24 protein-coding genes are annotated in these 20,375 nt (G+C 34.0%); 17 read left to right on the forward strand and 7 right to left on the reverse strand.

The window, feature by feature from the left end:
- Window position 1 precedes the first annotated feature (1 nt).
- From FNE73_RS13875 to FNE73_RS13885, 3 genes are all read right to left on the reverse strand, one after another.
- Window positions 2–718, reverse strand: coding sequence for a C40 family peptidase (locus FNE73_RS13875; RefSeq protein ID WP_143885172.1), 717 nt, complete (start codon window positions 716–718; stop codon window positions 2–4).
- Window positions 719–776: 58 nt separating this feature from the next.
- Entirely contained in the window at window positions 777–1,424 is a 648-nt protein-coding gene (locus tag FNE73_RS13880; RefSeq protein WP_143885173.1) for an O-methyltransferase, read from the reverse strand.
- Window positions 1,425–1,741: 317 nt separating this feature from the next.
- Complete coding sequence (locus FNE73_RS13885) at window positions 1,742–2,575, reverse strand: OmpA family protein (protein WP_143885174.1); 834 nt, start codon at window positions 2,573–2,575, stop codon at window positions 1,742–1,744.
- 86 nt (window positions 2,576–2,661) lie between these two features.
- Here FNE73_RS13885 and tilS point away from each other — a divergent pair, with 86 nt between their 5' ends.
- The 15 genes from tilS to FNE73_RS13960 all read left to right on the forward strand — a co-directional run bounded on the left by tilS (window position 2,662) and on the right by FNE73_RS13960 (window position 15,234).
- On the forward strand, window positions 2,662–3,981 hold the full coding sequence (gene tilS, locus FNE73_RS13890; RefSeq protein ID WP_143885175.1) for a tRNA lysidine(34) synthetase TilS: 1,320 nt from the start codon (window positions 2,662–2,664) through the stop codon (window positions 3,979–3,981).
- Complete coding sequence (locus FNE73_RS13895) at window positions 3,978–4,532, forward strand: RNA polymerase sigma factor (RefSeq protein WP_143885176.1); 555 nt, start codon at window positions 3,978–3,980, stop codon at window positions 4,530–4,532. The genes tilS and FNE73_RS13895 overlap by 4 nt, the downstream gene beginning before the upstream one ends.
- Window positions 4,533–4,630: 98 nt before the next feature.
- The gene (locus FNE73_RS13900; protein WP_143885177.1) at window positions 4,631–5,593 is read left to right on the forward strand and encodes a redoxin domain-containing protein; all 963 of its coding nucleotides are present in this window, start codon (window positions 4,631–4,633) and stop codon (window positions 5,591–5,593) included.
- Window positions 5,594–5,729: 136 nt separating this feature from the next.
- Complete coding sequence (locus FNE73_RS13905) at window positions 5,730–6,179, forward strand: YHS domain-containing (seleno)protein (RefSeq protein WP_143885178.1); 450 nt, start codon at window positions 5,730–5,732, stop codon at window positions 6,177–6,179.
- Window positions 6,180–6,198: 19 nt separating this feature from the next.
- Window positions 6,199–7,113 (forward strand): hypothetical protein, encoded by a 915-nt coding sequence (locus FNE73_RS13910; RefSeq protein ID WP_143885179.1) that lies wholly within the window; start codon window positions 6,199–6,201, stop codon window positions 7,111–7,113.
- Between the two features lie 45 nt (window positions 7,114–7,158).
- Complete coding sequence (locus FNE73_RS13915) at window positions 7,159–7,587, forward strand: DM13 domain-containing protein (RefSeq protein ID WP_143885180.1); 429 nt, start codon at window positions 7,159–7,161, stop codon at window positions 7,585–7,587.
- Window positions 7,588–7,596: 9 nt separating this feature from the next.
- Entirely contained in the window at window positions 7,597–7,962 is a 366-nt protein-coding gene (locus FNE73_RS13920; RefSeq protein ID WP_143885181.1) for a DoxX family protein, read from the forward strand.
- Window positions 7,959–8,468: a DinB family protein gene (locus FNE73_RS13925; RefSeq protein WP_143885182.1), complete on the forward strand. Its 510-nt coding sequence runs from the start codon at window positions 7,959–7,961 to the stop codon at window positions 8,466–8,468. Before FNE73_RS13920 ends, FNE73_RS13925 begins: the two co-directional genes overlap by 4 nt.
- The gene (locus tag FNE73_RS13930) at window positions 8,469–9,179 is read left to right on the forward strand and encodes an NRDE family protein (RefSeq protein ID WP_143885183.1); all 711 of its coding nucleotides are present in this window, start codon (window positions 8,469–8,471) and stop codon (window positions 9,177–9,179) included.
- A complete protein-coding gene (locus tag FNE73_RS13935) occupies window positions 9,154–10,206 on the forward strand; it encodes an ATP-grasp domain-containing protein (RefSeq protein ID WP_185147351.1) in 1,053 nt (350 codons plus the stop codon). The genes FNE73_RS13930 and FNE73_RS13935 overlap by 26 nt, the downstream gene beginning before the upstream one ends.
- Before the next feature lie 51 nt (window positions 10,207–10,257).
- The gene (locus tag FNE73_RS13940) at window positions 10,258–12,333 is read left to right on the forward strand and encodes a protein-disulfide reductase DsbD family protein (protein WP_143885184.1); all 2,076 of its coding nucleotides are present in this window, start codon (window positions 10,258–10,260) and stop codon (window positions 12,331–12,333) included.
- Window positions 12,334–12,530: 197 nt separating this feature from the next.
- Window positions 12,531–13,052 (forward strand): ExbD/TolR family protein, encoded by a 522-nt coding sequence (locus FNE73_RS13945; RefSeq protein WP_143885185.1) that lies wholly within the window; start codon window positions 12,531–12,533, stop codon window positions 13,050–13,052.
- Window positions 13,053–13,121: 69 nt separating this feature from the next.
- Window positions 13,122–13,646, forward strand: a complete 525-nt coding sequence (locus FNE73_RS13950) for a hypothetical protein (protein ID WP_143885186.1) — start codon at window positions 13,122–13,124, stop codon at window positions 13,644–13,646.
- 10 nt (window positions 13,647–13,656) lie between these two features.
- On the forward strand, window positions 13,657–14,439 hold the full coding sequence (locus FNE73_RS13955) for an alpha/beta fold hydrolase (protein WP_143885187.1): 783 nt from the start codon (window positions 13,657–13,659) through the stop codon (window positions 14,437–14,439).
- Window positions 14,440–15,234, forward strand: a complete 795-nt coding sequence (locus tag FNE73_RS13960) for a patatin-like phospholipase family protein (RefSeq protein ID WP_143885188.1) — start codon at window positions 14,440–14,442, stop codon at window positions 15,232–15,234.
- Window positions 15,235–15,239: 5 nt separating this feature from the next.
- Here the strand turns inward: FNE73_RS13960 and FNE73_RS13965 are convergent, their stop codons facing one another.
- Window positions 15,240–16,247 (reverse strand): DHH family phosphoesterase, encoded by a 1,008-nt coding sequence (locus FNE73_RS13965; protein ID WP_143885189.1) that lies wholly within the window; start codon window positions 16,245–16,247, stop codon window positions 15,240–15,242.
- A 269-nt stretch (window positions 16,248–16,516) separates the two neighbouring features.
- Here FNE73_RS13965 and rpmH point away from each other — a divergent pair, with 269 nt between their 5' ends.
- The gene (gene rpmH, locus FNE73_RS13970) at window positions 16,517–16,675 is read left to right on the forward strand and encodes a 50S ribosomal protein L34 (protein WP_034679005.1); all 159 of its coding nucleotides are present in this window, start codon (window positions 16,517–16,519) and stop codon (window positions 16,673–16,675) included.
- A gap of 156 nt (window positions 16,676–16,831) precedes the next feature.
- Complete coding sequence (locus FNE73_RS13975) at window positions 16,832–17,542, forward strand: cell division ATP-binding protein FtsE (protein WP_089744095.1); 711 nt, start codon at window positions 16,832–16,834, stop codon at window positions 17,540–17,542.
- 41 nt (window positions 17,543–17,583) lie between these two features.
- Here FNE73_RS13975 and FNE73_RS13980 read toward each other — a convergent pair whose 3' ends face one another.
- From FNE73_RS13980 to FNE73_RS13990, 3 genes are read right to left on the reverse strand one after another with little or no spacing between them, the layout of a single operon-like run.
- On the reverse strand, window positions 17,584–18,294 hold the full coding sequence (locus tag FNE73_RS13980; protein WP_143885190.1) for a tRNA1(Val) (adenine(37)-N6)-methyltransferase: 711 nt from the start codon (window positions 18,292–18,294) through the stop codon (window positions 17,584–17,586).
- Complete coding sequence (locus FNE73_RS13985) at window positions 18,294–19,748, reverse strand: sensor histidine kinase (RefSeq protein ID WP_143885191.1); 1,455 nt, start codon at window positions 19,746–19,748, stop codon at window positions 18,294–18,296. The genes FNE73_RS13980 and FNE73_RS13985 overlap by 1 nt, the downstream gene beginning before the upstream one ends.
- Entirely contained in the window at window positions 19,738–20,334 is a 597-nt protein-coding gene (locus tag FNE73_RS13990; RefSeq protein ID WP_143885192.1) for a riboflavin synthase, read from the reverse strand. The genes FNE73_RS13985 and FNE73_RS13990 overlap by 11 nt, the downstream gene beginning before the upstream one ends.
- Window positions 20,335–20,375 lie beyond the last annotated feature (41 nt).

Below are 20,375 nucleotides of genomic sequence, written 5' to 3' on the forward strand. Positions count from 1 at the left end.
TTTAAATGACACTTTTGATAACTCTCAGTTTATGGGTATGTTTATTAAGTTCTTTATTGAAAATTCCGCTGGAATCAAGTGTATCAATTCGCACTTTTCCTGATGCATGAATGATTTTCTGATTGTCAAGCATAATTCCTACATGAATAATTTTTCCTTCAGAATTTTCAAAAAACGCCAGATCTCCCGGCTGACTTTCTTCTACAAAACTGAGCAGTTCTCCTACTTCAGCCTGTTGATAAGCATCACGTGGAAGTTTTATATTATGAATTTTGTATACCAACTGTGTAAAGCCGGAGCAGTCTACTGCAAAAAAACTTTTGCCGCCCCACAAATAAGGAATATTGAGAAACTCTTTTGCCGTTAATGCAATACTTTCTCTCACATCATGGCTTCTGCGGGAAGCTACAGCAGGATATTCAACTTCTGAACCCATGGATAAAAGTGTTTTTCCATCATTGGTCATTATTGACGCAAAGTCTTCTGTAATAATGGTTGTCTTTCTATTCGCAAGATATTCATCAGAAACAGGCTTAATCTGTTTAGTATCCATCCAGCCTTCGTAGCCGTCATAGTGCATTTTTATTTTGGTCCAGTTTTTATTGACCTCCAAAATATCAGCACTTTCACCGAACAAAATTTCTGTAACAATTTCAGATTTATCCGAATTTTCCGCCCGTACGGGTGCTACTGTTACAATACAAATTCCTTTATTCATTTATATTTTAATTAAAAGATTAAGGCTCAGGTTAAAAAAACTCAATTTCAGCCTCAAATTATTTTCTTCTAAGAAAATTTACTCCGTCTCGCAAAGGTAGAATAAGATTTTCAAAATCTTCATCTTTTGCAATCAAATCATTGAGCTCTTTTATCGCCTGGGTAGATTTTTGCTTAGGATTTTCTTCTAAAACTTTCCCGTACCATAATACATTATCAAACATAACTACAGAACCTGATTTTGTTCTTGGCTTTATTAATCTGAAATATTCAGCATAATTCTCTTTATCAGCATCTACAAAAATAAGATCAAAAAAATCCTCGGAGTTTTTTAAAAACTCTTTAGCATCACTAATTTTAAAATCAATCTGCTGAGAAAATTTACTTTCGGCAAAATATTTTTTGGGAAGATAAGCCAAATCCTCGTTTACATCCAGTGTAGTAATTTTTCCATGATCCGGTAAACCTTCCGCCAGACAAAGAGTGGCATATCCTGTAAAAGTTCCTATTTCCAAAATCTTTTCAGGATTCAGCATTTTGGAAATCATGGTAAGAAATCTACCCTGCTGGTAACCTGAAATCATATGTGGCTGTGTCGTTTTCTGAAAAGTTTCTCTTCTCAGTTTTTTCAGAATATCAGGTTCCGAAGAAGCATGATTTTCCAGATACCGATCCATTTCAGGATTTTTTTCTTCAAAAAAGCTCATGATAGTATTTATTTTTCAAATTTACATTAATTAAAAATATGCTGGTCGTTTAAAAAACAAATAATATCCGTAAAAAAACGGATTGTCTTGCTAAAAAAAACGTTCTACATTTGCCATACTGCAACGTCAAAATGAGGTAAAAATGCTATAAAGATGATGAGAAAAAATTTATTGCAAAGATTCTTACTTGCATTACCTTTCTGACGGATTAATTTTTAAAAAGAAACAAGCAGGATTTCTTTTAACTTATTTTTAATTTTAGAAAAGAGAAAATCCCGGAAGTATCCGGGATTTTTTATGACTATTTGAAAAATAATTTATTTCTTAGGAGCAATATCCATCAATTTCATAAACTCATCAAGTTTAGGCATAATGATAATTTCCGTTCTTCTGTTTTCAGCTCTTCCGGAAACACTCATGTTGGTTGCTTTAGGATTGTATTCTGAACGTCCACCCGCTGTAATTCTTGCAGGATCTACTCCAAACTGAGTCTGAAGAACTTTAGCTACTGCTGTACCTCTTAATGCAGAAAGATCCCAGTTGTCTCTCGGTAAATTCGAAGAATTTAAAGGAGAGTTGTCTGTGTTACCCTCAATTAAAACAGAATACTTATCATAATCATTGATTACTTTTGCCACTTTACCTAAAACTTCCTGAGCTGCAGGCAATACATTGTAATCTCCTACTTTGTACAACATTTTATCTGAAAGCGAAATCATTACCACACCTTTAAGAACTTTTACCTGAACATCCTGATCAGCTACATTATCCAAAGATCTCTTCAGCTTGTTTGACAACGCCAGATTAAGACTGTCATTTTTTGCATTAGCAGAAATAAGCTGCTTGATATAAGAATTGGAAGCATTAATCTCACCCACTAACTTATCAATATTTGCAGAACTTTTCCCTGTGTTTGAAAGACAAGCATCCAATGATGATTTTAAAGCATCATGCTGACTTTTTAATAAGTTATTTTCTGCCATCAAACTAGAATTCTGACCTTTCAGATCTTGAATTTCTCTTTGTCTTTCACCGATATTTTCAATACACTGTTTGTAATTTCCGCTTAATGCGTCATACTGTTTTTTACTTACACAAGATGTCATTCCCAACACCACTGCCGAAGCCGCTAAAATTTTAAAAATCTTCATAAATAAACTTTTTTAAACGTTTCAAAGGTAACAAAATTCATTTTAATAATAAGGATTATCTTTGCTTAAAGAAAATCCTAAGCTCTATGCTTACACAATTATCGTTCCAAAATCAGCTTCAGAAGCTCATAAAAAATCCAGAGAAAAAAACCTATCTTTTAGCTGTGAGCGGAGGAGCAGATTCTATGGTTTTGGTATACCTGTTTAATGCGTTACGAATTTCAGGTGGCTCATTTCAGGTAGCTCATGTCAACTACAAACTGCGCGGAGAAGATTCTGATCTTGATCAAAAAACAGTAGAAGATTTTTGCAGGCAAAATAATATTAAATTTCATTTATATGAAGTTTCAGAAAAAGATCAAAAACCTGAAAATTCTATTCAGCTTTGGGCGAGAGAATTGAGATATAATTTTTTCAAACACATTCAGGAACAGGAAAATATTGATTTTATGGTAACTGCACATCACCTGAACGATCAGCTGGAAACATTTATTATTAATTTATCCAAAGCTTCAGGAATAAATGGTCTGAGCGGAATTCCGGCAAATGACAATCATATTGTAAGACCACTTTTAAATTTTTCTAAAGAAGAAATTTATGATTTTGCCAAAGAAAACAAAATTGAATTCCGGGAAGATCTTTCCAACAAAAAAAGTGAATATTTAAGGAATAAAATCAGAAATGAAATTGTGCCGAAACTTTTGGAAACAAATGATCATTTTCTGGAAAACTTCCAAAAATCATTGTTGTATCTTAATCAAACTAAAGATTTTGTTCAGCAGCAGATTGAAAAAATTGAAGATGAAATATGGATTTCAAAAAACGAAAATATAATTTTAGATAAAGAAAAACTTCGTCAGGAGGGTGATTTGGTGAAATTTGAAATCCTGAAAAAATATGGTTTTAACAAGAGTGAAGAAATTCAGAAAATTTTCACCGCAGAAACCGGAAGCTCTTTTTATTCTTCAGATTATCAATTAATCATTAATAGAAACGAATTAATCTTTAAAGAATTAAACAAGAAAACAGAAATCATAGAAGAAGAATTAATTATAATTCAATCATTTGATTTTAACGAAAACACAACTGAAATTAATATTTCGGAAAGGACAGGTTCAGCTCAGGAAATGAAAAAAACATTTCAATGGGAATTTGATGCAGAAAAACTTACTTTTCCATTAAAACTACGCAGAAAAAAAGAAGGTGATTGTTTTTATCCTATCGGAATGATAGGTAAAAAGAAAGTTTCTAAATTTTTTAGAGATGAAAAATTATCTATTTTAGCTAAAGAAAAAGTCTGGCTTTTAACGGATGGAAATGATGCTGTTTTAGGTGTAATTCCATTGCGACAGGATAAAAGATATATTCTGACAGAAAAAACACAAAAAGTTCTTAGAATTGTATGAATAAAAGAGCAACCAATTCCTTAGCGATAGAAGATTTCCAAAAAGATAACAATGTTGCTTTTGGTGTTCTCTATCAAAAATATTTCGGCTACACGCGTAAGTTTGTTCTTGGAAACAAAGGAAATCTGGAAGATGCGGAAGATGTTTTTCAGGATGCTTTGATTATTCTGTACGAAAAACTGTACGATGACGATTTCAAAGCCTACACTTGTCTTGCCAATTATGTTACCGGAATTTCTAAAAACTTGTGGCTAAAAAAACTCCGCAACCGAAACTTTTTTGTAGAAATGCACGAAAGTTATTATTTTGAAAACAAAGAAGAAATCAACCAAGCGATAGAAAATGAACGGGATTATTATGATAAACTCAATGACTATATCAACAAAATTTCTTCCCATTGCCAAACCCTTATTCAGGATATTTTTATGAAGAATAAAAATATGGATGAAATTCAGGAAAAATATAAATATTCCAGCAAGCATAATGCGCAAAATCAGAAGCATAAATGTGTAGAACAGATTAGAAAAATTAAAAAAGAGGATAATTTTTAAGCTGATTATCAATATTTTAAATAAAATTTTCAAAAAATCACCTTTTCATTGGGTGATTTTTTTTGTTTTTGGGAACTTCTAAGTAAATACTTTATCTTATGTTCACAAAAGCAATTTATACGCTCCTTTTTCTAATTGCCATTTCCTTCAATGCGCAAAGCAAAACCGGAATCAACTTTCAGACGAAAAATCTGGAAGAAGCTAAAAAACTGGCAAAACAGGAAAACAAACTTATCTTCATCGACCTTTACACCACTTGGTGCGGTCCGTGCAAACTGATGAAAAAGAATACGTTCCCGAATCCTGAACTGGGAGAATTTTTCAATAAAAATTTCATCAGCCTATATATTGATGCCGAAAAAGAAGGAATTGAACTTGCGAAAAAGTTCAAAATCGTTAATTATCCTTCCTTTCTTTTCTTAGACGAAAACGGAGAATTGGTTCAATACGATTACGGATATTACAACGCCAAACAATTTCTGACGGTCGGACAATCAGTTTTGGAAAAGAGAAATCCGAACAAAAAAACGCCAACACTAGACGAAGTAAAAGGTAAAATGGTGGGCGAAACCATTCCCAATTTTACGGCGAAAGACCAGTTTGATAAAACATTTTCTTTGTCTCAGGAAAAAAAGAAAACGGTGTTGGTTTTCATTCGTGGACAGTGGTGTCCCTATTGTAATAAATACATCGAAAGCCTCCAGAGTCTTGCTCCCGAATTGCAATCTAAAAATATAAGATTGGTCATCATTTCACCTGAAAAGCCGGAATTTATCGCAAAAACCATTAGCAAAACCAAAACTCATTATTCCATTTTGTTTGATGAAAACTATAAAATTGCAGAACTTTTTGATGTGCTTTACACGCCCGAAAAGAATACGATTGATTTGTATGAAAAACACTTAGGAAACGATTTCAAAAAAAGCCGTTCCGATGATTCTTCAAGATTGCCCGTTTCTGCCACCTACATTTTAGACGAAAATCAAAAAATTATCTGGCGGCATTTCAGTCCCGATTACAAAGAAAGAGCTTCTTTGGAAGATATTCTAAAACAACTTTAATTTTTTTATGGCAGCTTTTTCCGCCTTCCGCTCCAATCTTTTTGCCAAAGCATTTCCAGCAGCAAAAAAGGATTTCCGCTCAAGTCGGGCTGCAAATCGTAAACAAAAACAAACAATAAAAACAAAAACATTTGATATGAAAAATACAATCACACTTATTCTCGTTTTTCTGCTTCCTTTTTTTGCATTTTCTCAAAAAGCAGAACACCGAAATTTAGAAAATAAACTGGCAATTCAGGGATACGATCCTGTTTCTTACATCGAACAGAAAAAAGCGGTAAAAGGCAAAAAAGAATTTGCAGTTAATGTAAATGGAGCCATTTATTACACTTCTTCGGAAAAAAATAAGGAACTTCTGAAAAAAGATCCAGCCAAATATGAGCCTGTTTACGGTGGTTGGTGCGCTTTTGCACTGGGAGATTATGGCGAAAAAGTAGAAATAAATCCTGCCACTTTTAAAATAGTTGACGGAAAAACTCATCTGTTTTACAACAAATTTTTCAACAATACCCTTACTTCTTGGAATAAAAACGAAGGCAAACTTAAAAAAAGCGCCGACCAAAACTGGAAAAAACTAACCAATTAATTCATTAAAAATTAAAATTATGAAAACAATTAAAATTTTACTGGGAACGGCATTTTTATTATTTCTGTCAAATGATTTTATTTTTGCGCAGGGATGCAGTGATGCCGGATTTTGTACGGTAAGCAGTTTTCAGCCGAATAATAATGACAGCATAAAAGCGTATCAAAATCAATTCAAAACCGGAATTTTCTTTGGTAAAGCAGACAATTCTATTTCTGTTTTCGGGAATTATGTGGAATATAACAGACAAATCAATGATCAATTCGGAGTTGACGCAAAACTGACGACTTTGGCGCAAAGCGGCAACGATGTTTCCTCTTTCGGACTGTCTGACTTGTTTTTGAATGCCAATTACAGAGCTAATGAAAAACTAAAGTTTACTTTGGGCGCGAAAATCCCTTTATCAGATGCCGGGAATTCTGAAAATAATCTGCCGTTGCCAATGGATTATCAGTCTAGTTTAGGAACGCTTGATTTGATTGCAGGAGTGGGTTATGAAGTCAAAAAACTACAGTTAGTTCTTGCTCTTCAACAGCCTTTAACGCAGAACGAGAATCAGTTTCTGGCTTCGCAATATCCGGCAAGTTCGCCGTTGAGAGGGTTTTTATCTACCAACAAATTCCAAAGAAGCGGTGATGTTTTGCTGAGAGTTTCTTATCCTTTAAATATTAATTCAAAAATAAAACTTACGCCAAGTATTTTGCCGATTTATCACTTGAAAAACGACCGTTTTACGAACCAAAATAATGTAGAATTAGAGATTAACAATTCAAAAGGACTTACGCTGAACGGAAATGTTTATCTGGACTACGAAATCAACCGAAGAAATGGACTTCAGCTTAATGTGGGCGTTCCTTTTCTTGTAAGAACAGCCAGACCCGACGGATTGACGAGAAGCTTTATTGCCAATGTAGAATATAGAGTGAAATTTTAAATCATTCAATCAGAAAATTTATAACAAATAAAAACATCAGAAATTATGAAAACAATTATCATTACCTTCATTACAGCCATTCTTTTGGTTTCCTGCATCAGAGAAAATACTTCTACGGAAGATTTAATGGAAATGGCTCCCGAAAATTCGGTCTTAAAATATTCCGGAAATTTTATGCAGGGTCCTTACGGAAATAATGTGAACGGAAAAGCCGAAATTTACGAGAAAAATGGAACCTACACTTTAGTTTTCGACGATAAGTTTACAGTAAGCAATGGTCCTGATCTATACGTTTATGTAAGCAAAGAGCAGCAACCTTCGCAATTTATTTCTTTAGGAAAACTGAAATCGGTAAATGGCGGACAAACGTACACATTCACGAGTACAGTCAATTTTGAGGAATACAAATACGCCGTTGTTCATTGCCAACAATACAACCATTTGTTTTCTTACGCATTACTTCAAAAACAATAATTTATCACGATGAAAAATTACATCAATTGGGCATTACGATTAATTCCCGCAATCATTTTATTACAAACGCTATTTTTCAAATTTACAGCACATCCAGAATCGGTTGCTATTTTTTCAAAACTTCACGCAGAACCTTTCGGAAGGATTTTTTCAGGAGTATTGGAACTCATTACGGCAGTTTTAATTCTGAACCCGAAAACTACTTTTTGGGGCGCTGTTTTAGGATTTTTTACAATGATAGGTGCTATTGCTTCACATTTGCTTATCTTAGGAATCGAAACGAATAATGATGGTGGAAAGCTGTTTTATCTTGCCGTTATCGTTATTATTTTCTGTGGAATTCTTTTGTTTAAATTTAAAAAAAATAAAGTATGAACAGAGACGAATCGGTTTATGCCATCTTACACGAGATTCTAACTGAACAAAAAGAACTTTTGCAAAAAATTTCGACGGAAATTTACATTTATAAAATACCTTCTTTAGACAATGCTACGATTGGCGGTCACACGAGACATATTATCGAGTTCCTGGAAATCCTACTCCATTCTTATGATACGAATGATATTAATTATGACGACAGAAAAAGAAATCTGGAATTAGAAGAAAATCCTGAAAAAGCGATAGAAGTGATTTCCAAACTACTTTCCAACATCGACTTGCCGAACAAAAATTTAATGTTAAAGCAAACCGTGGGAACTGTTTCTTTGGAAATTCCGACCAATTTCTTTCGGGAATTATTGTACAATATCGAACATTGCATTCATCATCAGGCATTGATAAAAGTGGCATTTAACGAGATTAAAATGAGTCATTTACTCAACAAAAATTTCGGAATTGCGCCATCAACGATTCAATACAGAGAAACTCAAAATTTAAACTAAATGTGCACGGTAACGTATTTTCCGCTGAAAGACAAAATTGTTCTCACTTCCAATCGGGACGAAAAACCCAATCGTTCTGCACAGGAAATTCATAACGAAAAAGGTATTTTTTACCCGAAAGATGCCACCAAAAACGGAACGTGGTTTGCGGTTACCAAAAGTGGAAATGCTATTGTTTTACTGAATGGTGCTTTTGAAAATCATCAAAGAAAAACAGAATACAGAAAAAGTCGTGGACTGATTGTTTTGGATTTAATATCAACAAAAAATGTTTTTAAATCTTTAGAATTAATTGATTTACAAAATATTGAACCTTTTACGTTGGTGATTTTTCAGGAAACACAATTGGCAGAATTTCGTTGGGACGGAACTGAAAAATATTTTAAAATATTAGATTCTAATCTGCCTTATATTTGGTCTTCCGCAACTTTGTATGATAATGAAGCTCAAGAAAAAAGAAACGCTATTTTTAAGAAGTTTCTGGAAAACGAAACCATCAACGAGGGAAAAATCTGGGATTTTCATCAGCAAAAAACCGATGACTTGGAAAACGGAATTACCATCAAAAGACAAAATACCATACAAACCATCAGTACAACACAGGTTATCATTGCTGATGAAATTACCCTGAAACACTACGACCGACTGAATTTATCTTCAAAAACTGAAAAAATTTTCCTGAAAAATGAAACTCAAACATCGGCTTCATAAAATTGCACATTGGGAATATTGGTCCACTCCTACCATTTATTTGCCGCTTTTTCCGGTTTGGCTGTATTGCGCTTGGCGCGCCAAAACGCTTTTGTTTTTCCACGGTGCAAATCCTTCGATAAAATACGGCGGAATGGCGATGGAAAGTAAAAAAGAAATCTACGATCTGATTCCCGAAAATTGGATTCCAAAAACCATTTTTGCGTCTTCAGAAATTTCATTTAGCGAAATTTTATCTGAATTAAAATCACAAACCATCAACTTTCCCATTATTGCAAAACCTAATATAGGATTAAAAGGATTGGGCGTTGTCGAAATCAAAAATATTGCTGAGTTAGAAAAGTATCATCAAAACAACCGTTTCGATTTTTTAATTCAGGAAAAAATAAATTTCCAAAATGAAGTCGGGATTTTTTACCACCGCTTTCCAGATGAAAAGAAAGGTAAAATTACCGGAATGGTAAAAAAAGAATTTCTTTCCGTAAAAGGAGACGGCAAAAAAACATTGAGAGAACTGGTGATGGAAAATCCGAGAAGCGCATTTCAAATCAAAGCAATTGAACAAAACTTAGAAAGCGAAATGCAGAAAATAGTTTCTGAAAACGAGGAAATTGTTTTAATTCCGTTCGGAAGTCATACAAGAGGAGCAAAATTTATTGATATTTCAAATGAAATCACAGAAAATTTAGCACAGAAAATAGATGAAATCTGCACCAAAGTGAATGGTTTTTATTTCGGAAGATTAGATATAATGTACGAAAATATAGAGCTTTTGAAAAACGGAGAAAACTTTAAAATCATAGAAATAAACGGTGCTAAAAGTGAACCAACGCATATGTACGACCCAAAACATTCCTTATTTTTTGCGTGGAAAGAAATCACCAAACACTGGAACATTATGGCAGAAATTAGCAGAAAAAACCACGAGAAAGGTTTTCCTTATCTGGATATAAAAGAGGGATTCATGGCGTTAAAAAGCAATCTGGCCATTGAAAAAAAACTGAGAAGGATTTCTTCGGTTGATTAATCTGCAAAAAAAAATTACTTTTGTATCATAGTATTTACATAAAATAAAAATATGAGATTCTCTTCTATTCATAAAATTTCGTTTCTCCTTTTCTTCTTTATTACTTTTAGTTTTTCGGCACAAATTAAAAACCCCGTAAAATTTAAGTTTACCATTAATGAAATCGGCAACAATCAGTACGAAGCCGTTCTGAATGCTACTTTAGAAAGCGGATGGCACATTTATTCCAGAGATATTCCTGAAGATACGGGAATTCCTACAGAATATAAAGTTTCGGGTAAAAATATCGAACTGATCGGTAAATTTCAGGAAGTAGGGAAAAAGCATGAAGAATTTTCTGAAGCTTTTGGCGGAAAAATTATTTATTACTCCAATTCCGCAGGGTTTAAGCAGAAATTTAAACTGAAAGACGGTACAAAACCGGGAGATGTTATTGCTGAAATTACGTATCAGACTTGTGACGACAGGGTTTGTCTCGCGCCGAACACGTTAGAATTTAATCAAAAAATCATTCCGAAAGGCGCCACTGATGAAGCGGCCACCGAAGAAGAAACAAAACCTTTAGAAGATTCTGCAGCTGCACAGCTTTTACCAAAAAATCCTGCAACTACAGAAATTACATCTGCAGAAACACCTAAACTTGATCCCAAACAATTGAAAATTTCTTCAATTGACATTGCCAATCCTTTAACCGACTGCGGAACGGGTTCGTCAAAAATCAGTGAAAATTATTGGACATATCTTTTATTAGGATTTATCGGAGGCTTAATTGCCTTACTAACGCCATGCGTTTTCCCGATGATTCCGCTTACGGTATCTTTCTTCACCAAAGGAAACAAAAATCCGGCAAAAGGAAAAAGAGACGCAATCATCTACGGATTTTTCATTTTACTGATTTTTGTTTTATTAAGCGTGCCTTTTCATTTAATCGACGGAATTGCAGGGAATATTTTCAATGAAATTTCCACCAATGTATGGCTGAATATCGTATTCTTCCTGATCTTCATATTTTTTGCCGGAAGTTTTTTCGGATACTATGATATTACACTGCCAAGTTCTATTGCCAACAAATCTTCAAAAGCTGAAGAAGCAGGCGGAATGATTGGTATTTTTTTCATGGCTTTGACCCTCGTTATCGTTTCATTTTCATGTACAGGTCCTATTTTAGGGAGCTTATTGGGAAGTGCAATTACAGGTTCGGCAAATGTTCCGATGCTGCTGACTTTTGCTTTGGCAGGTTTTGGATTGGCTTGGGCAATTGTTTTCGGATTATTGGCATTATTTCCACAAGCTTTACAGAGTTTACCAAAATCCGGCGGCTGGATGAATACCGTGAAAGTAGTTTTAGGATTCGTAGAATTGGCTTTAGCTTTAAAATTCTTATCAAAAGCTGATTTGGTTTCTAAAACCTTCCTTATTAAAAGAGAACTTTTTATTGCGATCTGGATTATCATTGCGATCGGATTGGTTATTTATTTATTCGGATTGATACGATTTCCGCATGATGATAAAAAACCTAAAATTTCTACGACACGAAAGTTCATCGGGGTTTTAGGAATTGGTTTTATAATTTATCTGATTCAGGGATTAATTCCTGCAGAAAGACCAAAACTGCAATTACTGAGCGGAATTTTACCTCCGTTAAATGTCAGCTATTTCCACAATGAAAATGACGGAATTTTGGGAATGAAGCCTGAACATGATTTTTTTAATGCCATAGAATTAGCCAAGAAAGAAAATAAGCCAATTTTAATAGACTTTACGGGTTACGGTTGTGAAAACTGCCGGAAAATGGAAGAGTTCGTATGGAGCGAGCCGGATATCTTACCTATTCTTCAAAATGATGTTGTGCTGGCTTCTCTTTATGTCGACGACAAAGAAGAGCTTCCTGAAGATCAGAAAACCAAAATTGATTTGGGAGACGGACAGGTAAAAAAAGTAAAAACCATTGGTGACCGATGGAGCCTGTTTCAGACGGCTAATTTCAACAACAATTCCCAGCCGCATTACGTGCTTTTGACTCCTGATGGAAAAGTGATCAATAATCCTGTATCCGGATATATGGAAAAAGAAAAATTTAAAAAATTCCTTGAATGCGGAGTTAATTATTACAAGAACAAAAAATAAAATTTCTTTATTTACAAAAATCACAGCCTTATCAGACAATTGATAAGGCTTTTTCAATTTTATGCCGAATTTATTTTATAAAATTCAACAAAAACATCTATTTAACATTTAAAATAAAATTTAGGTATAAACTTTGCTCCCAATTCAGATGAAACTGAGTTTTATCAAAAATTTATTAACATTAAAAAAACTGAATTATGGCTGAAATTATTGCCCAAGAAAAGCAAGGCGGAAAATCCCGCCAAAGAAAGAAAAGAATCGGTATAGACATGACTCCGATGGTAGATTTAGGTTTTCTCCTGATTACTTTCTTTATGTTTACCACGAATTTTACAAAACCTAATGTGATGGATCTTGGCTTACCCGCAAAAGATCCTGTTGAATCGACCAGTGTAATTGGTGATAAAAATCAAATCACTTTTATTATCGGTAAAAACAACCGTATTTTTTATCATCAAAGCAATGAAAAGGACATTGAAAAATCAGGTTTAACAGAAACCGATTATAATGGCATCAAGGTTGCCAAAATCATTTCTCAGGCGTATGAAAATGCTCCGAAAAAAGAAATTTTCACCATTATTGTCAAACTCACCGATGAAGCTAATTACAAAAATTTTGTGGATATGATGGATAATATTTCGCTCGCAAAAAAAGACCGCTACGGAATTGCCGACATCAAACACTGGGAAAAGAAAGTATATGAAGACATGATAAAATAAAATTAACCGGAGCATTTTCAGAATGCTCTTTTTTTTTATTTAAATTTGAGAATAAATTTTTAATCCTGAATGAAAAAAATAATATTTCCTGTATTCGTTCTAACCATTGGTTTTTCATGTTCAAAAAAAAGTCCGGACGAAAATACACATCAACAAAAAGACAGCCTTAAAATTGCTGATTCAGTGAATCTGGCAAAGCGTAACGATAGCATAAAAACTCTCAACAGCAAAAACCGTTTCAAAGACTTTAGCGGAAATCACCGTTTCACCTACGAAACTCAGGCATTCAACACCATTTCGGGTACCGTAACTTTTGATAAAATTGAAGGAGAAAGAGATAATTATAATCTGTCAGGAAGTATAAATTCGGGAGAAAACTCGGTTAACATCAAAGGTTTTGTTCAGGTTGTTTCACCAAAACACATGAATTTCACAGGAGAAATTACACAAAAGATTTCGGTGAATGACAATGGCAAATCCTACACCCGAAAAGGTACTAAAACATTCATGTCTAAAAACGGAGGCAAAACTTATCGTCTACAGGATATGGTAAACGGTTCGGGATTTGTAGACTACATTGACATTCACTTTTAAATTGTAACTCATGCTCAATTTTGAAAAAAAAGGAGAAGGAAAAGAAACCCTCGTTTTACTTCATGGTTTTATGGAAAATATTTCCATCTGGAATGATCTGGAAAAAAAGCTTTCCAAAGATTTTACTTTGGTTAAAATAGACCTTCCCGGACACGGAAAGTCTGAAACCATCGCAGAAGTCCACACTATGGAGCTAATGGCAGATGAGGTAAAAAAAGTTCTGGATCAGGAAAAAATAAAAAATTTTCATATTCTGGGACACTCAATGGGAGGATATGTTTCCCTTGCATTTGCTGAAAAGTTCCCTCAAGACCTGAAAACTTTAACTTTGTTTTTCTCAACTTTTTTAGCAGATGACGAAGAAAAAAAAGAGCAGCGCAGAAAAAGCTACCGCATTATAAAAGATGCTTTCACACATTATGCAAAAGCGGGAATTCCTAATTTATTTAATCCCAATGAAAGAGATGTTCTTGAAGGTAAAACAGAAACCGCTCTTGAAGTTGCTCTTTCTACGAATAATCTCGGAGCTTTAGCCTGCGTAAAAGGAATGGTAGAAAGACCTGAAAGAAAACATATTCTGGAAAAGCTTGATTCTAAAATTCTGGTTATTGCCGGCAAGCATGACAATGCAGTAAAAACTGAAACCATGATTAAGAATCTTCCGGACAGAACCAATATAAAATCCTATGTTCTGGATTGCGGACATAATGGTCATTGGGAAAAGCCATCAATCTGTGCCGAAATCATCAATACAGAGCTTCTTCATCATCTACCGAAAAAATTTGTTCTGTAAATGGGAATATTCTCTTTCAAAAAAAAGAAACCGGTTATCGGTCTTACTTTATCAGGTGGCGGAATGCGCGGAATTGCCCATATCGCTGTTCTCAAAGCTCTGGAAGAATATAACCTGAAGCCTGATATTATTTCAGGGACAAGTGCTGGTTCTATTGTTGCCGCATTTTATTCGTTGGGTAAAACACCTGACGAAATGTTTGAAATCGTAAAACAGACTACTTTTTTTTCCCGATCTTATCTGAAGCTTTCAAAAAACGGAATTTTCAGTTCAAAATTTATCCTAAAACTTTTTACGGATCATTTTCCCGAAGACGATTTCAAAGTTTTGAAAATACCCGTCTATGTTGCTGCTACGGAAATGACGCATGGGATTGTAGATTTTTTCTCGAAAGGAGAACTGTTTGCTCCGCTTCTGGCTTCATCCAGTGTTCCTTTTGTATTGCCGCCTGTAAAAATAGGACAAAAAATCTATGTTGACGGTGGTGTTTTAGACAATCTTCCTATAGAACCCATTATTGATAAATGCGATTTTCTGATTGGCTCACATGTAAATTCAATCAGCTATGACAAACTTGAAAACATGAGCCTGATGAAAGAATTTGACCGGATTCTGCATCTTGCCATTTCAAAATCTGTTTATTCTAAAGCTAAATCCTGTGATATATTTCTGGATCCTCCAAAAATGACCAAATTCAGTCTTTTTAATAAAAAATTTCTGGATGTAATGTTTCAGGAAGTTTTTGAATATACATGTAAGGAACTCGAAGAAAAAGGCTATAAACGTGTTTCCTAAATCAACTATAAACTTTCTTCGGCTTCTATTTTCTCTTTAAAGGTTTCAATAGTATCCATTAAATTTTCGTGAGATTTACCTCCTGCTGCATTGATGTGACCACCGCCGTTAAAATACTTTCTCGAAAACTGATTAACATCCATATCATCTTTGCTTCTGAAAGATATTTTTATAAAGTCTTCATATAGGTCTTCCATGAAAAAGGCCGCCATTTTCACTCCCAAAATGCTCAAACCGTAATTAACAAAACCTTCTGTGTCTCCTTTTTGAAAACCGTACTCCTGTAATTCTTTTCTGGTAAGATATAAAACGGCAACTGTTCCGTTGTTTACCACTTCTATCCTACCTAAAATCAAAGCCAGTAAATGCAGTCGGGAAACCGTATTGGTATCCCATGTGTTTGAAGTAATAACAGAAGGATCAGCTCCTTTCTCAATCAAATTTGCAACAATTCTGTGTGTATCTGCACTTGTTGACCGGAAACGAAATCCGCCCGTATCTGTCATTATTCCGGTATACAGGCAGTCTGCAATATCTTTATTGACAAGCTTTTCGTCATCCATGGCTTCAATAAAATGATAAATCATCTGACAGGTTGCCGGAATCACAGTATCAGAATAAACAAAATCAAAATCTTCAGGCTGCTGATGATGATCAATAAGAATTTTTTTTGCTTTTGCTTTCATCAGCCAGTCTCCTAAAAGTCCGATTCTGGAAGGAGAATTAAAATCCAGACAAAAAATAACATCTGCCTCATTAATCAGATCAAAAGCAAATTTCCTTTTATATTCTCCGATCACACTTTTCTTCGCTTCAGGCATCCATTTAAGAAATTTCGGAAAGTCGTTGGGAACGACAACATCTGCCTCAATGCCTTTTGCCTTTAGATAATGTTTCAATCCTAAGCTTGAGCCAATAGCATCACCATCCGGATTATAGTGGGTGAGAATTACGATTTTATTTTCCGGGATAAGAAGTGTGTTGATTTCTAAAAGCTCTGCAGGTGTAAACATTTTCTTTAAATTTGAGTTTCCAAAGATAAAGTTTTTAAAAACAAGAGATACTGTAACTTAGTAACTTTTACAAGTTGATTCTTATAATTATAGAACTATTGTTTTAAATAACATGTTTCAATACAGAAGAATATTTATTGTAATAATTTAACCTTAAATGAAAAGATGATAATTATAAAAAAAAAGTAAAGAAATTTGTATCTTATAAAAAAATCTATATCTTTGCAACCTGAAAAAATAATAGATAATTACGATTTAAACATATAGTAATGAGTAAAAGAACATTCCAGCCATCAGAAAGAAAGAAAAGAAACAAACACGGTTTCAGAGAAAGAATGTCTACGCCAAACGGAAGAAGAGTTTTGGCTGCAAGAAGAGCTAAAGGCAGAAAAAGCCTTACTGTAAGTTCTGCAAGAGCTAAAAGATAATTCTTTAGTTTTACAATATACAAATCATGCTTGAAAAGTACTTTTTCAGGCATTTTTTGTTGTTAAAATTTGCTAATTCTTTAGGTTTATAAAATATCTTTTTTTACTTTTAAAATCTGAAAAAAAGTTTTTGAAAAGCTTCTTAAAATCAAGATTATGCCACATACAAATATCTCAGGAGACAGCATCATCCATCTGCAAAACGCAAAAATTTCCCAAAAAAATTTCACAGTACTTTCCGATGTGAATTTAAATATAAAAAAAGGAAGATTCTGTTATCTTATCGGTAAAACAGGTTCCGGAAAAAGTTCTCTTCTGAAAACGCTTTACGGTCACATTCCTTTAGCAATGGGAAAGGGTGAAGTTGTGGGCTTTGATCTTGCCAAACTTCGAGCTTCAGACATACCAAATCTGAGAAGAAAACTCGGCATTGTTTTTCAGGACTTTCAGCTTCTGTCAGACAGAACGGTAGAAAAAAACCTGAAATTTGTATTGGAAGCAACAGGCTGGAACGACAAGCATAAAATAGACGATCGCATCAATGAAGTTCTATCCAGCGTAAATATGAAAGGAAAGAAACATAAAATGCCACACGAGCTTTCAGGCGGAGAGCAACAGCGTGTTGCCATTGCAAGAGCTCTATTGAATCATCCTGATCTTATTCTGGCAGATGAGCCGACAGGAAATCTTGACCCTGAAACTTCTAATGAAATTATGACCCTTCTGAAAAAAGTAGCTGAAGACAATCACGCTGCAGTAGTGATGGCAACTCATGACTATCACATGATTCAGAATTTTCCGGGAGAAGCCATAAGATGTGAAGACGGTAAAGTTTCAGTTTTGGATACTTCAGAATTATTTGAATGATGGAAAATGAAGAAATTTAGAGTTTGTGATCTTACTAACTTTTAAATCTTATTTCTAATTTCTTTAAAAACATGAAACTCTTTAGTGAGTTCAAGATATTCGTCCGAGTACATTCTCGGACTTTTTTCTATCGTAAAATCAATCTCCTGCAATATTTTTTCAGCTAAAGAAAATTCAAGAATCAATCTTTTAATTTTTGAGTTTTTTATTCCTCGGATATTAATCTTTCTGACCAAATATAAATTATTTTCTTTTGCTGTTTTTATAAAATCTGTCCCGGATTCTACCGGAATGATTACCGATAAAACCCCTTCTTCAGATAACAAAGAGGATGATTTTGAAATTAACTGTCTGAAATTTAATTCTATGGTTTGTCTTGCGATTTTATCTTTTTCAGAGCCGGAAACTTCAAAATATGGAGGATTTGAAACAATTAAGTCATATTTATTTTCTGTTTGAAAATATTTAAAATCAATGCATTCATTATTTAGTCTTGATGCAAAGTGTGATCTTTCAAAATTAATTCTGGTAAGATATACAGCTTCCTGACTGATATCAATTCCCAAAAATTCTGCTGATAGATTTCTCTGTGCAAGCATTAAAGAAATCAAACCTGTACCGGTTCCAATTTCTAAAACATGAGAAGCATTAACAACATCTGAAAAAGCTCCGAGAAGCACACCATCTGTTCCTACCCGGAAAACATCTTTAGACTGTTGAATTTCAAATTGTTTAAAACGAAAAGGCTTCACTATAAATTTGTAGGTAAAGTAATTGTAAATGTAGAACCTTTTCCTACTTCAGATTTCACAGTAATTTCCCCTTTGTAATCTTCCACCATTTTCCGAACCATAGAAAGCCCCAATCCCATTCCACTGTTTTTAGACGTAAAATTCGGTTCAAAAATTCTCTCAAACATATCTTCAGGAATACCCGTTCCGTTATCCTGAACAGAAATAATCACTCTTCTCTGATGCTGCTCCAGATCAACATTAATCATCAATTCCCTGTCATCACTTTTTGCCTGTTTTGCATTGGTAACCAGATTGGTAATGATTCTTGAAAGAAAAACCTTATCAATCGTCATCATGATATTATTCTTATTCGCATGAATAAAAATCTGATCATCATTAAAAACCCTTAGAATATCTTCAATTTCTGCATTAAGATTTACTACTTCGTTGTTTTTTTCCGGAAGTTTGGCAAATTCAGAAAACGCAGAAGCTACGGTCGCAATGACATCAATCTGATCTACCATAGTTTTACTCATCTGTTTTACCCTTTCCCTTACATTAGGATCTTCAGGATCAAATTTCCTTTCAAAATTCTGAATAGTAAGCTTCATAGGTGTCAACGGATTTTTTACTTCATGAGCAACCTGCTTTGCCATTTCACGCCAGGCTTCTTCTGAAGCCTTAAACCTCAATCTTTCTTTCTGATCCTGAATTTGCAAAATCATACGGTTATAAGCACGCGCCAAAGCATTCAACTCATCATTTTTATAATACTTAATTGGGCGCATTTCGTTTTCAAACAGCGTGATTCTGGTAATCATGTCAGAAAACTTAGTGATATTTTTAGCAAGATTATTAGAGGTTACCCAACTGAGCCATATACTGAAAATGATAATCAGAAGATCTACAATCAAAATATACATTACATATTTGTGAAGTACATCCAAATATGCAGACTCATTATGATACAAAGGAATATATACAATGCCGATAGGCTTCAGAACATTATTTTTAAGCACCAAATACGATGAAGTATATACTGCATCTTTAGATTCATCATATCCGCGGACATCATATCTCGCACCGTCCGATAAAATCTTATTAACAATTTTCAGCGGAATTTTTTTTCTCAAAATTGCATCATTATCTTTGCTAGAGACAAGATAATTCCCATGAAGATCATAAATGGCAATATCATGCTGATTAATATCAGCAATTTCAAAGATTTTATTTTTTAAAACCGTTTGCAGATCATTGGTCTGAATAGTAGTAGAACTTACGGCATAATCTAAAAAACGTATTACAGCATTGGTTTTCTCCTGCATATCAATTTTGCTTTGCTGAAGTGCATTATTTCGCAAAACAAAATAAGGAACAAGAGAAGATGCAGCAACACTTAAAAGGCAAACCAGCAAAAAACCGAAAAAAACGCGGTTTCTTAAACTGTATCCTTTATAAATATTAAACGCCATTCTGCCTGCTAATTAGTTTTGTAATGTATTTACCGATAATATCAAATTCAAGATTGACTTTATCTCCAACTTTCAATGTATTCATATTGGTAAATTCCCAAGTATACGGGATGATGGCTACTGAAAATTGATAATCCTCACTTTTTGCCACCGTTAAACTAATTCCATTCATGGTAATTGAACCCTGCGGAACCGTAACAAAGTTACCTTCTGAATCATACTGTACAGTAACAAAATAACTGCCATCTTTGTTTTCAATACTGATAATCTCTCCGGTTTTATCCACATGTCCCTGCACAATATGTCCGTCAAGCCTTCCATTCATCACCGTACAACGTTCAAGATTGACGACACTTCCAACCTGCCACTTACCTAAATTTGTCTTTTCTAAAGTTTCATTGATGGCGGTTACTACATATTGATTCTCCTTGATATCAACTACCGTAAGACAACATCCATTATGAGCAAGACTTTGGTCTATTTTTAGCTCATGTGTAAAAGGGCAGCTGAGAGTGAAATCTATATTGGTTCCGTTCTGATGTATTCTTTCAATAACTCCTACTGATTCAATAATTCCTGTGAACATATTATTTTTGCTAAATTTGTAAATTATAATCTTCAAAGATA

The sequence above is a fragment of the Chryseobacterium binzhouense genome, assembly GCF_007474545.1.
GTDB lineage: Bacteria > Bacteroidota > Bacteroidia > Flavobacteriales > Weeksellaceae > Chryseobacterium > Chryseobacterium binzhouense.

What these genes read in the sequence shown, in the direction of transcription:
- FNE73_RS13875 (WP_143885172.1), bottom strand. Translation starts at nt 718, where the DNA reads ATGAATAAAGGAATTTGTATTGTAACAGTAGCACCCGTACGGGCGGAA.
- FNE73_RS13880 (WP_143885173.1), bottom strand. Translation starts at nt 1,424, where the DNA reads ATGAGCTTTTTTGAAGAAAAAAATCCTGAAATGGATCGGTATCTGGAA.
- FNE73_RS13885 (WP_143885174.1), bottom strand. Translation starts at nt 2,575, where the DNA reads ATGAAGATTTTTAAAATTTTAGCGGCTTCGGCAGTGGTGTTGGGAATG.
- tilS (WP_143885175.1), top strand. Translation starts at nt 2,662, where the DNA reads ATGCTTACACAATTATCGTTCCAAAATCAGCTTCAGAAGCTCATAAAA.
- FNE73_RS13895 (WP_143885176.1), top strand. Translation starts at nt 3,978, where the DNA reads ATGAATAAAAGAGCAACCAATTCCTTAGCGATAGAAGATTTCCAAAAA.
- FNE73_RS13900 (WP_143885177.1), top strand. Translation starts at nt 4,631, where the DNA reads ATGTTCACAAAAGCAATTTATACGCTCCTTTTTCTAATTGCCATTTCC.
- FNE73_RS13905 (WP_143885178.1), top strand. Translation starts at nt 5,730, where the DNA reads ATGAAAAATACAATCACACTTATTCTCGTTTTTCTGCTTCCTTTTTTT.
- FNE73_RS13910 (WP_143885179.1), top strand. Translation starts at nt 6,199, where the DNA reads ATGAAAACAATTAAAATTTTACTGGGAACGGCATTTTTATTATTTCTG.
- FNE73_RS13915 (WP_143885180.1), top strand. Translation starts at nt 7,159, where the DNA reads ATGAAAACAATTATCATTACCTTCATTACAGCCATTCTTTTGGTTTCC.
- FNE73_RS13920 (WP_143885181.1), top strand. Translation starts at nt 7,597, where the DNA reads ATGAAAAATTACATCAATTGGGCATTACGATTAATTCCCGCAATCATT.
- FNE73_RS13925 (WP_143885182.1), top strand. Translation starts at nt 7,959, where the DNA reads ATGAACAGAGACGAATCGGTTTATGCCATCTTACACGAGATTCTAACT.
- FNE73_RS13930 (WP_143885183.1), top strand. Translation starts at nt 8,469, where the DNA reads ATGTGCACGGTAACGTATTTTCCGCTGAAAGACAAAATTGTTCTCACT.
- FNE73_RS13935 (WP_185147351.1), top strand. Translation starts at nt 9,154, where the DNA reads ATGAAACTCAAACATCGGCTTCATAAAATTGCACATTGGGAATATTGG.
- FNE73_RS13940 (WP_143885184.1), top strand. Translation starts at nt 10,258, where the DNA reads ATGAGATTCTCTTCTATTCATAAAATTTCGTTTCTCCTTTTCTTCTTT.
- FNE73_RS13945 (WP_143885185.1), top strand. Translation starts at nt 12,531, where the DNA reads ATGGCTGAAATTATTGCCCAAGAAAAGCAAGGCGGAAAATCCCGCCAA.
- FNE73_RS13950 (WP_143885186.1), top strand. Translation starts at nt 13,122, where the DNA reads ATGAAAAAAATAATATTTCCTGTATTCGTTCTAACCATTGGTTTTTCA.
- FNE73_RS13955 (WP_143885187.1), top strand. Translation starts at nt 13,657, where the DNA reads ATGCTCAATTTTGAAAAAAAAGGAGAAGGAAAAGAAACCCTCGTTTTA.
- FNE73_RS13960 (WP_143885188.1), top strand. Translation starts at nt 14,440, where the DNA reads ATGGGAATATTCTCTTTCAAAAAAAAGAAACCGGTTATCGGTCTTACT.
- FNE73_RS13965 (WP_143885189.1), bottom strand. Translation starts at nt 16,247, where the DNA reads ATGTTTACACCTGCAGAGCTTTTAGAAATCAACACACTTCTTATCCCG.
- rpmH (WP_034679005.1), top strand. Translation starts at nt 16,517, where the DNA reads ATGAGTAAAAGAACATTCCAGCCATCAGAAAGAAAGAAAAGAAACAAA.
- FNE73_RS13975 (WP_089744095.1), top strand. Translation starts at nt 16,832, where the DNA reads ATGCCACATACAAATATCTCAGGAGACAGCATCATCCATCTGCAAAAC.
- FNE73_RS13985 (WP_143885191.1), bottom strand. Translation starts at nt 19,748, where the DNA reads ATGGCGTTTAATATTTATAAAGGATACAGTTTAAGAAACCGCGTTTTT.
- FNE73_RS13990 (WP_143885192.1), bottom strand. Translation starts at nt 20,334, where the DNA reads ATGTTCACAGGAATTATTGAATCAGTAGGAGTTATTGAAAGAATACAT.